This is a genomic window from Mycobacterium mantenii, assembly GCF_001667865.1.
Lineage (GTDB): Bacteria > Actinomycetota > Actinomycetes > Mycobacteriales > Mycobacteriaceae > Mycobacterium > Mycobacterium mantenii_A.
Genome location: NZ_LZJP01000060.1, coordinates 18,506 through 32,226, shown reverse-complemented (window position 1 = coordinate 32,226; position 13,721 = coordinate 18,506). Strand labels below are relative to the sequence as shown.

Genomic DNA, 13,721 nt, shown 5'->3' with positions numbered 1-13,721 from the left:
TAATTGCCTGCGGGTCGCCGAGTTTCGCGCGCCGAACCCGTTAGACTTTCCGACGATGTTCACCTCCCGACCACCCTCGCCATGACCGAGCAGCCGGACAGCGGCGTCGAGCTCGGTCTGACCGGGCGGCCGCCGCGGGCGATCCCGGAGCCACAGCCGCGCACCTCGCACGGCCCGGCCAAGGTCGTCGCCATGTGCAACCAAAAGGGTGGCGTCGGGAAGACCACCTCCACCATCAACCTTGGCGCCGCGCTGGCCGAATACGGCCGCCGGGTCCTGCTGGTGGACATGGATCCCCAGGGCGCGCTGTCGGCGGGCCTGGGTGTCCCGCACTACGAGCTGGACAAGACCATCCACAACGTCCTGGTCGAGCCGCGGGTGTCCATCGACGACGTGCTGCTGCAAACCCGGGTCAAACACATGGACCTGGTGCCCAGCAACATCGACCTGTCGGCCGCCGAGATCCAGCTGGTCAACGAGGTGGGACGCGAACAGACGCTGGGCCGCGCGCTGCACCCGGTGCTGGACCGCTACGACTACGTGCTGATCGACTGCCAGCCGTCGCTGGGGCTGCTCACCGTCAACGGCCTGGCCTGCGCGGACGGCGTGGTGATCCCCACCGAGTGCGAGTACTTCTCGCTGCGCGGCCTGGCGCTGCTCACCGACACCGTCGACAAGGTGCGCGACCGGCTCAACCCGAAGCTCGAGATCAGCGGGATCCTGCTCACCCGGTACGACCCCCGCACGGTCAACTCGCGCGAGGTGATGGCCCGGGTGGTGGAGCGGTTCGGTGACCTGGTGTTCGACACCGTCATCACCCGAACCGTCCGATTCCCCGAGACCAGCGTGGCCGGCGAACCCATCACCACCTGGGCCCCGCGCTCCACCGGGGCCATCGCTTATCGCGCGCTGGCCCGTGAGTTCATCGACCGATTCGGCGCGTGAACGCGACCGAAACCGGTGAGGCGCCACAGCAGAACGGCTACGGAGCTGGCTTCCAAGTCCGCCTGACCAATTTCGAGGGCCCGTTCGACCTGCTGCTGCAGCTGATCTTCGCCCATCGCCTGGACGTGACCGAGGTGGCGCTGCACCAGGTCACCGACGACTTCATCGCCTACACCCGCGAGATCGGTCCGCAGCTGGAGCTGGAGGAGACCACCGCGTTCCTGGTGGTTGCCGCGACCCTGCTGGACTTGAAGGCGGCCCGGCTGCTGCCCGCCGGACAGGTCGACGACGACGAAGACCTGGCGCTGCTGGAGGTGCGCGACCTGCTGTTCGCCCGGCTGCTGCAGTACCGCGCGTTCAAGCACGTCGCCGAGATGTTCGCCGAACTGGAGGCCACCGCGCTGCGCAGTTATCCGCGCTCGGTGTCGCTGGAGGACCGGTTCACCGAGCTGCTGCCCGAGGTGATGATCGGCGTCGACCCCGAGCGCTTCGCCCAGATCGCCGCGATCGCGTTCAGCCCGCGGCCCGTCCCGACGGTGTCCGTCGGGCACCTGCACCAGGTCCAGGTCTCGGTTCCCGAGCAGGCCAAGAAGTTGCTGGCGATCCTTCAAGCGCGGGGCAGTGGCGCGTGGGCCACGTTCTCCGAGCTGGTCGCCGACTGCGAGGCGTCGATGGAGGTGGTCGGGCGCTTCCTGGCGCTGCTCGAACTGTATCGGTCGCGGGCGGTAGCATTCGACCAGTCAGAGCCGCTTGGCGTGCTCCAAATCTCGTGGACCGGCGAACGTCCGGCCAGTGAAGCCTTGGTAGAAGTGCGGGACGAATAAGTGACTGAAGAGCTGCCCGACGTCGACGTGTCCGACGTCGATCTCGATGCGGGCATCCCGGACATCGCCGAGGCCGCGCCCATGGAATCCGAGGAACTCGGCTGCGTGCTCGAGGCGCTGCTGCTGGTGGTGGACACCCCGGTCACCGCGGAGGCGCTGGCGTCCGCCACCCAGCAACCGGTGTACCGCATCGTCACCAAGTTGGGTGAGATGGCCGAGCAACTCACCGCCCGCGACAGCGGCATCGACCTGCGGCAGAACAGCGAGGGCTGGCGGATGTACACCCGCTCCCGGTTCGCGCCCTACGTCGAGAAGCTGCTGCTGGACGGCGCGCGATCCAAGCTCACCCGGGCCGCGCTGGAGACGCTGGCCGTGGTCGCCTACCGCCAGCCCGTGACCCGCGCGCGGGTGAGCGCGGTGCGCGGGGTCAACGTCGACGCCGTGATGCGCACGCTGCTGGCGCGCGGCCTGATCACCGAGGCCGGCGCCGACGAGGACACCGGCGCGGTGATGTTCGCCACCACCGACCTGTTCTTGGAGCGGCTCGGGCTGACGTCGCTGGCCGACCTGCCGGACATCGCGCCGCTGCTCCCCGACGTCGACACGATCGAGGACCTCAGCGAATCCCTGGACAGCGAGCCACGTTTCATCAAACTTTCCGGCGGTCAATCGTCCGACCAGTCGCTGACGTTCGACGTGGACCAGGATTGATGGACGAAGCTCAGGGGATCCGGCTGCAAAAGGTGTTGTCCCAAGCCGGAATTGCATCGCGGCGGGCCGCCGAGAAGTTGATCATCGACGGCCGCGTCGAGGTCGACGGGCAGGTGGTGACCGAACTGGGCACCCGCGTCGACCCGGACTCCGCGGTGATCCGCGTCGACGGGGCCCGGGTGGTGCTCGACGATTCGCAGGTGTATCTGGCCCTGAACAAGCCGCGCGGTGTGCACTCCACCATGTCGGATGACCGCGGCCGGCCGTGCATCGGCGATCTGGTCGAGCGCAAGGTTCGCGGCAACAAGAACCTGTTCCACGTCGGGCGGTTGGACGCCGACACCGAAGGGCTGATCCTGCTGACCAACGATGGCGAGCTCGCGCACCGGCTGATGCATCCCTCCCACGAGGTGCCCAAGACGTATCTGGCGACGGTGACCGGGTCGGTGCCGCGGGGGCTGGGCAAGAAGCTGCGGGCCGGGATCGAATTGGACGACGGGGTGGCCAAACTCGACGAGTTCGCGGTGGTGGACGCCATTCCGGGCAAGACGCTGGTGCGGGTGACGCTGCACGAGGGCCGCAAGCGCATCGTGCGCCGGCTGCTGGCGGCCGCGGGCTTCCCGGTGGAGTCGTTGGTGCGCACCGACATCGGGCCGGTCGCGCTGGGAAAGCAACGTCCGGGCACCATTCGGGCGTTGGCGCATCACGAGGTCGGGCAGCTGTACAAGGCGGTGGGCCTGTGACTGACGTCGTGGTGGCCATCGACGGCCCGGCGGGCACCGGAAAATCCTCGGTGTCAAAGGGATTGGCTCAAGCGCTGGGGGCGCGCTACCTGGACACCGGCGGCATGTACCGGATGGTGACGCTGGCCGTGCTGCGCGGCGACATCGACCCGGCCGACGCCGACGCCGTCGCGCACACGGCGGAGACGGTGCGGATGTCGATCGACTATCACCCCGACGGCGACCGCTATTTCCTTTGCGGAGAGGATGTCTCGGCGGAGATCCGCGGCGACCGGGTCACCGCCGCGGTGTCGGCGGTGTCCTCGGTTCCCGCCGTGCGTACCCGGCTGGTCGGCCTGCAGCGCGAGATGGCCGAGGGCCCGGGCAGCGTGGTCGTCGAGGGCCGGGACATCGGCACCGTCGTCCTGCCCGAGGCGCCCGTGAAGATCTTCCTGACCGCATCGGCCGAAACGCGGGCGCGGCGGCGCAACGACCAGAACGTGGCCGCCGGGCTGGCCGACGACTACGAGGCGGTGCTGGCCGACGTCCGCCGCCGCGACCATCTGGATTCCACCCGGGCGGTGTCACCGCTGCGGGCTGCCCCGGACGCCGTGGTCGTCGACACCAGCGAAATGACCGAGGCGCAGGTGATTTCCCACCTTCGGGACCTGGTCAAGCAGCGCAGCGGAGCGGTGCGATGAGCCAAGACGGCACGTGGAGCGACGAAAGCGACTGGGATTCCGTCGAATTCGGTGTGGACGAACTCCAGGAGTCCGGGCCGGCGCCCGTGGTGGCGGTGGTCGGCCGGCCCAATGTGGGCAAGTCGACGCTGGTCAACCGGATCCTGGGCCGACGCGAAGCGGTGGTGCAGGACGTCCCCGGCGTCACCCGCGACCGGGTGTCCTACGACGCGCTCTGGACCGGCCGCCGGTTCATCGTGCAGGACACCGGGGGATGGGAACCCGACGCGAAGGGATTGCAGCAACTGGTGGCCGATCAAGCCTCGGTGGCCATGCGCACCGCCGATGCGGTGATCCTGGTGGTCGACGCGGTCGTCGGCGCCACCACGGCCGACGAGGCCGCCGCCCGGATCCTGCTGCGGTCGGGCAAGCCGGTCTTTTTGGCGGCCAACAAGGTTGACAGCGACAAGGCCGAAGCGGACGCCGCAATGCTGTGGTCGCTGGGGCTCGGCGAACCGTACGCGATCAGCGCGATGCACGGCCGCGGCGTCGCGGATCTGCTCGACGCGGTGCTGGCCGCGCTGCCCGAGGTGTCCGAGGTGGCGCCCACAACGGGCGGCCCACGGCGCGTCGCGCTGGTCGGCAAGCCCAACGTGGGCAAGAGCTCGCTGCTGAACAAGCTGGCCGGCGATCAGCGCTCGGTGGTGCACGATGTCGCCGGGACGACGGTGGACCCGGTGGACTCGCTGATCGAGCTGGGCGACAAGGTGTGGCGGTTCGTGGACACCGCGGGCCTGCGGCGCAAGGTCGGCCAGGCCAGCGGGCACGAGTTCTACGCCTCGGTGCGCACCCGCTCGGCGATCGACGCGGCCGAGGTGGTGGTCGTGCTGATCGATGGATCGGAACCGCTCACCGAGCAAGACCAGCGGGTGCTGTCGATGGTCATCGAGGCCGGCCGCGCGCTGGTGCTGGCCTTCAACAAGTGGGATCTGGTCGACGAAGACCGCCGCGAACTGCTCGAGCGCGAGATCGACCGCGAGCTGGTGCAGCTGCGGTGGGCGCCGCGGGTCAACATCTCGGCCAAGACCGGCCGCGCGTTGCAGAAGCTGGTGCCCGCGATGGAGACCGCGCTGGCGTCGTGGGACGCGCGGATTCCGACCGGCCCGCTCAATTCGTGGCTGAAAGAGGTGGTGGCGGCCACGCCGCCCCCGGTGCGCGGAGGCAAGCAGCCGCGCATCCTGTTCGCCACCCAGGCCACCGCCCGGCCCCCGACGTTCGTGCTGTTCACCACCGGTTTTCTGGAGGCCGGGTATCGGCGCTTCCTGGAGCGCCGGCTGCGTGAGACCTTCGGGTTCGAGGGATCGCCGATCCGGATCAACGTGCGGGTGCGCGAAAAGCGGGGCGCCAGGCGGCGCTGAGCGCCGAGGTTCGCCGTGGCTAGTCGCGCCTCGGGGGTTTTCGGTCCCTCCGGGGTTGAGGTGCTCTCCTCTCCGGAACCAATCGGTGTTTCTCGAGTCAGCTAGCGCATGCGCTAGCGAGCTTGGGATTCACATCATGCTCTCCGGGGGCCCGCGTATCTGTTCCCGCGATATGGAATCTGAAAGCCGCATCACAGGACTTCGCGTTGACATCGAGGGGCCATCGCTCTTAACGTCTCTCGTATAACGGGTGGATATGCCCGTATTGTGGAAATAGCGGAGGCACTAGTGGATACCGCGACGCGCTTCAGCGTGCGAGACAAGTCGATCCTGATCACCGGAGCGACCGGCGCTCTGGGCAGCGTGGCGGCCCGGGCGCTGGCCGATGCGGGAGCCCGCCTCACCCTGGCCGGCGGCAACGCGGACGGGCTGGCCCGCCTGGCCGAAGCGCCCGGCTTCGAGGATGCCGTGGTGGTCGCCCGCCGCCCGGACACCCCCGCCGCCGCCCAGGCCATGGTCGAGGCGGCGGTCGCCCGGCACGGCCGGCTCGACGGCGTCCTGGTCGCGTCGGGCATGAACCACGTCGCGCCCATCACCGAGATGTCCGTCGAGGATTTCGACCGGGTGATGGGCGCCAACGCGCGCGGCGCCTGGCTGGTGTGTCAGGCGGCCGGACGGGTGCTGCTCGAGCAGGCAAGTGGGGGCAGCGTCGTGCTGGTGTCGTCGGTGCGCGGCGCGCTGGGCCATCCCGCCGGTTACAGCGCGTATTGCCCGTCGAAGGGGGCGACCGACCTGCTGGCCAAGGGCCTGGCCGCCGAATGGGGCGCGGCCGGCATCCGGGTAAATGCGCTCGCGCCCACGGTTTTCCGCTCCGAGCTGACCGAATGGATGTACGCGGACGACGAGAAGGGCCGCGCCACCCGTGAGGCGATGTTCGCGCGAATCCCGTTGCGCCGCTTCGCCGAACCCGACGACTTCGTCGGCGGGCTGATCTATCTGCTCAGCGACGCGTCGAACTTCTATACCGGCCAGGTGATGTACCTGGACGGCGGATACACGGCGTGCTGAAAGGAATTGACATGAGCCTCACCTGGCCACTGGGTCAAGCCGAATCGGCGTTGGAGTTCTACGATCTGTCCCACCCGTGGGGTCACGGCGTGCCGGCCTGGCCGTACTTCGAGGACGTCAAGATCGAGCGGCTGCACAACATGGCCAGAAGCCGCGTGCTGACCCAAAAGATCACCACCGTAATGCATTCGGGCACCCACATCGACGCGCCCGCGCACGTCGTCGAGGGCACCCCGTTCCTGCACGAGATCCCGCTGAGCGCCTTCTTCGGCACCGGCGTCGTCGTGTCGATCCCGAAGGACAAGTGGGGCGTCGTCACCGCCGAGGACCTGGAGCAGGCCAGTCCGCAGATCCGGCCGGGCGACATCGTCATCGTCAACACCGGGTGGCACCACAAATACTCCGACAGCGCCGCGTACTACGCCTATTCGCCGGGCTTCTACAAGGAAGCCGGCGAGTGGTTCGCCGCCAAGGGTGTCAAGGCGGTCGGCACCGACACCCAGGCGCTCGATCATCCGCTGGCCACGTCGATCGGGCCGCACGGGCCCGCCGAGCACACCGGCGGCCTATTGCCCTGGGCGGTCAAGGAATACGAGCACGAAACCGGCCGCAGCGTGCTCGACGACTTCCCGGAGTGGGAACCGTGTCACCGGGCGATCCTGTCGAGGGGCATCTACGGCTTCGAGAACGTCGGCGGCGAGCTGGACAAGGTCACCGGCAAGCGGGTCACCTTCGCCGCCTTCCCGTGGCGCTGGGTCGGCGGCGACGGCTGCATCGTGCGGCTGGTGGCCATCGTCGACCCCACCGGCAACTACCGCATCGAGACGGGACAGGTTGCGTGACAACCGAATCCGATGCCCGCAGCGGAGGCATTCAGGTCATCGCCCGCGCGGCGGAGATGCTGAGGCTGTTGCAGGCGCATCCCGGTGGGCTCAGCCAGGCCGAGATCGGCGACGGGCTGGGCATGGCGCGCTCCACCGTCAGCCGCATCCTCAACGCGCTCGACGACGAGGGTCTGGTGGCATCGCGTGGCGTGCGCGGACGGTACCGGCTGGGCCCGGAGATCGCGCGGATGGCAGGTAGCGTGCGGGCCGCTCTGGTGATCGACATGCATCCGTTCCTGGAGAAACTGTCCCGCGAGCTGGGGGAGACCGTCGACCTGTCGATCCTGGACGGGGACCGCGCGACCTTCGTCGACCAGGTGGTCTCACCGCACCGGCTGCGCGCGATCAGCGCGGTGGGCGAGTCGTTCCCGTTGCACTGCTGCGCGAATGGGAAGGCGATGCTGGCCAAGCTGCCGCCCGCCGAGCGCGATCGGGTGCTGCCCAGCCGGCTGGTTGCGTTCACCGCGAACACGATCACGACCCCGGTGGCGCTGCGCGACGAACTGGAACAGATTCAGGCTGACGGCGTCGCCTACGACCGCGAGGAGCAGACCGAAGGGATCTGCGCGGTGGGCGCGGTGCTCGGCGGGCCGAGCGAGCAGATGGTGGCGGTCAGCGTGCCCGTGCCGGCGCAGCGGTTCTACGGTCGGGAGGCCGAACTCGCCGCGGCCCTGCTGAACTGGGTCGAGAGGGCGGGCGCCGCGTCGGGGAAGGTCGATTAGCGGGGTGGTGGGTCGTTTACGGTAGGCTTTCGACCTGCTGCCGGTGCAAGCATCGGCGTGCGGGCTGTGGCGCAGTTTGGTAGCGCACTTGACTGGGGGTCAAGTGGTCGCAGGTTCAAATCCTGTCAGCCCGACCACATGAATTGCCTGTTCGACGCACATTCCTGGTGGGTCTAGCCGCTTAGTCGTGCGATCTCTGTGCGATGCTTCGCCAGCATCGGCCAGCACTCCGGCTGCTGTCCACCGGATGCCGCGCGGCCCGCTGTCTAGTCATCGGCACCGGCAAACCTGGCGCGGTTGCGTACCCGGAACGTGGCCGACAATTACCTTCGACTTTGCCCGAAACGTGCCTAACCGAAACGTATGGCTGCATGCCCTGCGGCAAGATTACCCACCGTACCGGCCCACGCGAGTTTTAGAATCCGGGGTGTCTAGCCATTAAGACAGCAGATCAGGCGGCGGTGGACTGCATCCGACGTTTTTGCTCAAGCATGGCTTTTGCGACGAGCATCGACAACGCGGGCGAGAACCGCTCCAGGTACCAGAATGCCTTCCACCACGTCGGCAACACAATGATCGCGTCTCCCCGCAACACGGCACGAAGGGCGCGCTCGGCGAACCGTTCGGGTTTTGACGTTTCTAGAAAGCGTTCTATTGGTCCTGGTGCCATCCCCCGATGTCTCTCCGTTAGCACCATCGGAGTCGAGACCATGCCAGGACAAAGCACCGATACCTGCACGCCGTGGCGCTCGGCCTCGATGCGCAACGACTTGGAGATCCCGACAACGGCGTGCTTAGTGGCGGCGTAGCTGGCCGGCACTGCGCCGGCGGCGAGACCGGCGATCGAGGCTGTGTTCACGATGTGGCCGGAGTGCTGCCCGATCATGATCGGATAGACCGCCTGGATGCCGTGCACCACACCGCGCAGGTTCACATCGAACACGTCGTTCCAGTCATCGAGCGTGTACGAGTCGACCTCACGGTCGACCAAAATGCCTGCGTTGTTAAACAGGTAGTCGATCCGCCCGGATTGCCCTACCGCCTCGGCGACGGCACGCTCAAACGATGGATAGCTGCGCACATCCAGCTCAATCGCGTGCGCCTTTGTGCCACCCCTGTTGAGGCGTTGCGCCAGATCCTGCGCGGGGCCGATCTGACGATCGGCGATCCAGACCTCGGCGCCCCCATCGACCAACTTGGTCGCCAACGCGGCGCCAATGCCGGACGCCCCGCCGGTAACGAACGCAACCTTCCCCGACACGCTCGATGCCCTTGACGAAGGATAATCGCTCGCCCTTGCGGGGTAATTGCAAGCCTGTCCGTCAGATAGTGGCACCGTCGGCGGCCTCTCGTCCGAAGTTCACGATTCAGCGCACCTGTCCGGCTCGATGTGCTCGTCCGATGATGCGTGCCGTTCGTGGACCGGCAACGACGTCATCCGTGGATAGAGGATCGCTGGACCGAGCCATCGCGCAACAAAGCGGCGTAGTGCGATTCCGTCGCGCTGCCGCTGCCCGGGATCGCTCAGGAGAGAATGCACTGTGCGCAAGGTCATTTCGGCAAGCTCATTGAGCGCGGTGGTGTCGAAGCCGTGAAGCTTCCAATCGACATCGAGGCGGTGGAAGGCCGACAAGCAGAAAATGATCGCTGTGTCGGAGGTGAGCGAGATGGCAGCTTCGCCCTCAGGGGTCTGGGTAAGCAAGCTCTCCAACTGTGGATCGCCGGTAAGGTTTTCAACTGCGAACGAAATTATTTCGACGATCGCACTGACCGGGTCATTGAGGCCGCTGACGTGGTGTACACCTTGGTCGATGAACCCGTTGACCGCACGCATTGCGCTGGCAATAAGGAGCGCGTCGGCGTTGGGAAAGTAACGGTAAACCGTCTGACGAGTGACCCCGAGCCTTCGGGCGACGTCGGCGAGCCGTAGCGCCGACCCGTGTTCAGCAATCACGTCGTCTACCGCATCCAGAATGCGGGCAATTGCCTCCTCGTCCGAGGCGGGTGTGACACCCGCCCAGCCGCGACTACGCATCCGCTGCCACAACCATTTCGCTGTCGAACTCAATCTCAAGTGTCGTTGGGCCGGTCATACCGAGCAGGGATTTCCACGGCGCAGGAGCGGTCCGATGGGGTGCGGTGAGACGTCGGGTGAGGACTATAAGTGCTTCCGCCAATTCCCGGCGTGCGAGGTTCGCCCCTAGGCAGTAGTGCGCGCCACCACCGAAAGTCAGAATCGCGGGCAAGTCCTTACGCGCGATGTCGAACCGATCTGCATTCTCATAAATCGCCGGATCACGGTTGGCTGCAAAGGTGTTTACGACTACCAAGGTCCCCGCCGGGAACGTGTACCCACCAAATTCGGCATCCTCGGTAGCGGCTCGCACCGCGACACAGACCGCCGGCGAGTGCCGCATGGTCTCCTCGACCGCCTGCATCGCAAGCTCTGGCTGGTCGCCCAGCTTCGCCCATTGATCCGGATGCTCGCACAGCACCTGCACCGAGGCGGCCAGTTGGTGTCGGGTGGTGTCCGTCCCCGCCATCAGGAAGCCAGCGACCAGCATGCGCAGTTCTTCGAGATTGAGCCTGTCGCCCTCGCTTTCGGCCCGTATAAGCTCAGACAGCAGATCATCAGTCAGATGGCTCCGGCGTGCAGCGACCATGTCATCGACGTAGGCGTCCAGTTCACTCCACGACCGCATGATCGCGGCTTCATCGAAGTTGGCGTCGGGCTGAATGTTGAAAGCCTTGAAGATTTCATCGGTCCACTGTGCGAAAAGATGCCAGTCTTCCCGAGGCGCACCGATCAGCGCACACATGATCGGGGTGGGATAGGGCCGCGCGATGTCGGTCACGACGTCGCAACGACCGACCTCTACTACTTGATCGATCAGCCCGTTCACCACCTCATGAATCGTGTCCTGTAAAGGTGACGTCGCGCGCGGAGTAAACGCCCTCGACACCACTTTGCGTAAGCGAGTATGTGGCGGGCCATCGAGACCCAGAAGGCTGCTCATCAGCTTGTCGTACAGCGGGCCTGAGGTGACGCCCTGTGCTGCCAGCGACAAGCCGGGTGGCAGCCTGAATCTACTGTCGCGCAGCATATCCCGCGCCAGACCGTAGGACAGTATTTCCGGACCGAGAGGGCCGATTGCGATGGGAGCACACGATTGCGCAATTCGCACGTCTTCGAGGATGTCCTGCGGAGTGGCGGTGAAGTCGTAGCTGAACGTGGGCAGGCCAGCTTCGAAGACGTTGGGAGCGGCGCTACTTACGTTCATCGCGATATCTCACATTCCATTGATGCCCCGACGGGCCGAGGCACGGACAACCGCGTCCACAGTGTATGACCATCACTCTGAGCACGTCAACGCATGACAGTATCCTCGCAGTTGAGCATATGTGCTGCCTGCCGTGGTCATACGGATTATCGCCTGACGTCCGCGTCGCTGCGAGGGCAGTTGTTCATCGAGACCCTCGGTGCGCTCCGTCTCGCGCCAGACTGCCCGACGCCCACTTTCGCATCAGTTTCAAAGCGGTCGCGGCGACGTCGAGCGCAGCCGCGATCCCGGCCGGGTAGGCGCAACGAGGGCCGCGGCCAGAGCGCGCCGTGGCGGCACGACGGCGCAGCGATTCAGCTGCCTCCGCCTCGGTGCGGGCATCGAAAGACCAGCGACCAATCGAGCGTCGTCCGACGCGAGTCGCGAACGCACCTCGGCGTGCAGGGCGCCCGTACCGCCATTTGTACCGCCATTCGGTCAATTTGACCGTGAATTTCCGTGCTTGTTCGTAGCTGTGCTTGGAAACGTTAATCCGTTGTGGCACAACACTTAAGTAATACACCTACGGACGCCTACGGATACTGCCGTTAAGCCTGGGGGTCAAGTGGTCGCAGGTTCAAATCCTGTCAGCCCGACCACCAGCCATACGAGCTTGACGAGGTCCAATCGCTCAACGCCGTTTAGTGGTAGTCGTCATTCAGGTAACGACGCTGGAGCCGATCGATGAGAATTTGTGCCTCGTTGATGTCGCGGCGCAGCACAGCTGCTTTCCACCGCAGCGCGGATGCCCGACTGCCCCTGCTGTTATGGAGACGCTGCCGCTCGACCCAGGCCAACTCAAGGAACATCTCTTCTAACTGATCACGCAGCGCACGGACGAACTCTAGGGCCTGGGCGGCTTCGCGTCGGCCCACGAGACCGTCACGGTCCGTCGCGCGCAACATGATGGCCTCATTTGCCTCTCCACACCAGCGGGCGTCTGCTGGCTATCGCTTGGCTTCAAATATTTGCCATGTTCCGGACGAGGACCTAGAGCCGAAAGCCCCATCTATCGGATGACAACCGGCATCCAGAACGCCCTGGTCACAGTCAGTGGTTCCGCAGCTGGGGGTTGATGACGGCTGCCGGCGCGTGCGCGGTCAGCGACGCTCGCCGATAGCCAGAGCCGCGCTGGGATCAGCAGCCGACCGGGCCGCCGCCCGCTGGGCAGGTGGGAATGCTGATGATAGGTACGCAGCTCACCGACGTCGTCGAGACGGCGAACGCGAACAGCAGCGCGAATAGGACCTTTTTCCCCCTCGTCATGACTGAAAAGCGTACGCCCGCCCGGGGTTTCCGGCGGCGGTTTCGGCACGAATGAGAGCGCAACGGGTGCGTGACCCTCGCCCGCAACGGCCGCACGACGCGATGAGAGCATGGGCCCGATGACCATCCACACCTGCATGGGCTGCGGCCTGAAAACCCGCTATTCCTATTGGCGCAACTGCACGCGCTGCGGCCTGGAGACCCGCCGCTCGTACGACGGAGACCGGCCGGATCGTTATCAGCAGGTCGCGGTGGCTTTCGCGGCGCCCGCGCGGATCGTCAGTCTCAGCGAGAAGCATCCGACGGCCGCGTTGACGTTGGTCGTGCCGGGCGCGCTCATCGCCATGGCCGCAGTCGCTGCGTACCCGCTGGTGTTCGTGCCCCTGCTGTTTCTGCTCACCGCGGCTGTGGTGGCGTCCATCCACTACGAGGATTCCCAGACTTCCTCTAAGTGATTCCACACGCCGCCGGCCTACGGCTGGAAGGCGGGAAGAACGTTGCCGGAATCGCGGATCTCCCAGATGCTGGCTTTGCTGATGCCGTCGAAGTTGATCTTGTCCAACGTCGCTCGCGAATACGTGAGGTCGATGGCGACCTGCGTCGAGGTGTTGCCGTACGGGTCGGTCATCGGGAAGGTGCCCTGCACGTTCACCGCGGCCGCGTCGGGATAGGCCGCTCTTGCGTACTTGAGAATGCCGATGGTGTCCAACCGGGCACCGTCCCTGATCAGCTGCTCGGTGTAGTTGTCGCGAATGGCGAATCGGGCGTCCACCACGTCACCGTTCGGGCCCGGAGCGGTGGTGAAGGTGACTCCGTCCGGCTTCTTGGGACCGGCAGGAGCGGCCTCGCTCGGTGCCGGCGCTGCCGCCGTGGCCGAACTGCTCGATGAGCTCGATTGGCCGTTCTTCGTCGGGTCGAAGATCCAGCTTTTGCCGACGACGACGAGGAGAACAAGGACGCACAGCGATGCCACGGCCAGGATCGCCTTTGCGGAGAGGCCCTTCTTCGGCGGCTCGGTGGAGAACGCCCACTCACTGGTCCAGCTGGTGCCATCGAAGTACCGCTGCAGCCCGTGGCCTACCCCGGCGGGATCGGGGTACCAGCCCGGCGCTGATTTGGGCGGGAGCGGCGCCTGTTCAGATGGCATCTGCCCATTTTCGT

The 13,721-nt window shown here is 66.2% G+C and carries 16 protein-coding genes and 1 tRNA gene; 11 read left to right on the top strand and 6 right to left on the bottom strand.

Features of this window, described 5'->3' with window-relative positions; all coding sequences use genetic code 11:
- Positions 1 to 81: 81 nt before the first annotated feature.
- The 10 genes from A5688_RS09395 (at position 82) to A5688_RS09350 (ending at position 8,111) form a co-directional block, all read left to right on the top strand.
- Entirely contained in the window at positions 82 to 945 is an 864-nt protein-coding gene (locus tag A5688_RS09395) for a ParA family protein (protein ID WP_067908171.1), read from the top strand.
- On the top strand, positions 942 to 1,769 hold the full coding sequence (locus tag A5688_RS09390; RefSeq protein ID WP_067828430.1) for a segregation/condensation protein A: 828 nt from the start codon (positions 942 to 944) through the stop codon (positions 1,767 to 1,769). Before A5688_RS09395 ends, A5688_RS09390 begins: the two co-directional genes overlap by 4 nt.
- A complete protein-coding gene (scpB, locus tag A5688_RS09385; protein ID WP_067828427.1) occupies positions 1,770 to 2,480 on the top strand; it encodes an SMC-Scp complex subunit ScpB in 711 nt (236 codons plus the stop codon).
- Complete coding sequence (locus tag A5688_RS09380; protein WP_067828424.1) at positions 2,480 to 3,223, top strand: pseudouridine synthase; 744 nt, start codon at positions 2,480 to 2,482, stop codon at positions 3,221 to 3,223. Before scpB ends, A5688_RS09380 begins: the two co-directional genes overlap by 1 nt.
- The gene (cmk, locus tag A5688_RS09375) at positions 3,220 to 3,903 is read left to right on the top strand and encodes a (d)CMP kinase (RefSeq protein WP_067908168.1); all 684 of its coding nucleotides are present in this window, start codon (positions 3,220 to 3,222) and stop codon (positions 3,901 to 3,903) included. The genes A5688_RS09380 and cmk overlap by 4 nt, the downstream gene beginning before the upstream one ends.
- Positions 3,900 to 5,300 carry a ribosome biogenesis GTPase Der gene (gene der / locus A5688_RS09370; protein WP_067828419.1) on the top strand — a complete coding sequence of 467 codons (1,401 nt, stop codon included), beginning with the start codon at positions 3,900 to 3,902 and terminating at the stop codon, positions 5,298 to 5,300. The genes cmk and der overlap by 4 nt, the downstream gene beginning before the upstream one ends.
- Before the next feature lie 288 nt (positions 5,301 to 5,588).
- Positions 5,589 to 6,368: an SDR family NAD(P)-dependent oxidoreductase gene (locus tag A5688_RS09365; protein ID WP_242660190.1), complete on the top strand. Its 780-nt coding sequence runs from the start codon at positions 5,589 to 5,591 to the stop codon at positions 6,366 to 6,368.
- Between the two features lie 11 nt (positions 6,369 to 6,379).
- Positions 6,380 to 7,210, top strand: coding sequence for a cyclase family protein (locus A5688_RS09360; RefSeq protein WP_067828414.1), 831 nt, complete (start codon positions 6,380 to 6,382; stop codon positions 7,208 to 7,210).
- The gene (locus A5688_RS09355; RefSeq protein ID WP_278184168.1) at positions 7,207 to 7,974 is read left to right on the top strand and encodes an IclR family transcriptional regulator; all 768 of its coding nucleotides are present in this window, start codon (positions 7,207 to 7,209) and stop codon (positions 7,972 to 7,974) included. Before A5688_RS09360 ends, A5688_RS09355 begins: the two co-directional genes overlap by 4 nt.
- Positions 7,975 to 8,034: 60 nt before the next feature.
- Positions 8,035 to 8,111 (top strand) — tRNA-Pro (locus tag A5688_RS09350).
- 314 nt (positions 8,112 to 8,425) lie between these two features.
- Here A5688_RS09350 and A5688_RS09345 read toward each other — a convergent pair.
- From A5688_RS09345 to A5688_RS28310, 5 genes are all read right to left on the bottom strand, one after another.
- Complete coding sequence (locus A5688_RS09345; RefSeq protein ID WP_067908163.1) at positions 8,426 to 9,235, bottom strand: SDR family NAD(P)-dependent oxidoreductase; 810 nt, start codon at positions 9,233 to 9,235, stop codon at positions 8,426 to 8,428.
- Between the two features lie 99 nt (positions 9,236 to 9,334).
- Positions 9,335 to 10,009, bottom strand: coding sequence for a TetR/AcrR family transcriptional regulator (locus tag A5688_RS09340; protein WP_067908161.1), 675 nt, complete (start codon positions 10,007 to 10,009; stop codon positions 9,335 to 9,337).
- Positions 10,002 to 11,255, bottom strand: a complete 1,254-nt coding sequence (locus A5688_RS09335) for a cytochrome P450 (RefSeq protein WP_067908158.1) — start codon at positions 11,253 to 11,255, stop codon at positions 10,002 to 10,004. Before A5688_RS09335 ends, A5688_RS09340 begins: the two co-directional genes overlap by 8 nt.
- A 680-nt stretch (positions 11,256 to 11,935) precedes the next feature.
- Positions 11,936 to 12,199 carry a hypothetical protein gene (locus A5688_RS09330; RefSeq protein ID WP_067828412.1) on the bottom strand — a complete coding sequence of 88 codons (264 nt, stop codon included), beginning with the start codon at positions 12,197 to 12,199 and terminating at the stop codon, positions 11,936 to 11,938.
- A 232-nt stretch (positions 12,200 to 12,431) separates the two neighbouring features.
- The gene (locus A5688_RS28310; RefSeq protein WP_278184880.1) at positions 12,432 to 12,560 is read right to left on the bottom strand and encodes a hypothetical protein; all 129 of its coding nucleotides are present in this window, start codon (positions 12,558 to 12,560) and stop codon (positions 12,432 to 12,434) included.
- Positions 12,561 to 12,670: 110 nt separating this feature from the next.
- Between A5688_RS28310 and A5688_RS09325 the strand changes: the two genes are divergently transcribed.
- Positions 12,671 to 13,015, top strand: a complete 345-nt coding sequence (locus A5688_RS09325; protein ID WP_067908154.1) for a hypothetical protein — start codon at positions 12,671 to 12,673, stop codon at positions 13,013 to 13,015.
- Between the two features lie 17 nt (positions 13,016 to 13,032).
- Here A5688_RS09325 and A5688_RS09320 read toward each other — a convergent pair whose 3' ends face one another.
- Positions 13,033 to 13,707, bottom strand: a complete 675-nt coding sequence (locus A5688_RS09320) for a DUF2510 domain-containing protein (RefSeq protein WP_067908152.1) — start codon at positions 13,705 to 13,707, stop codon at positions 13,033 to 13,035.
- Positions 13,708 to 13,721: the final 14 nt, after the last annotated feature.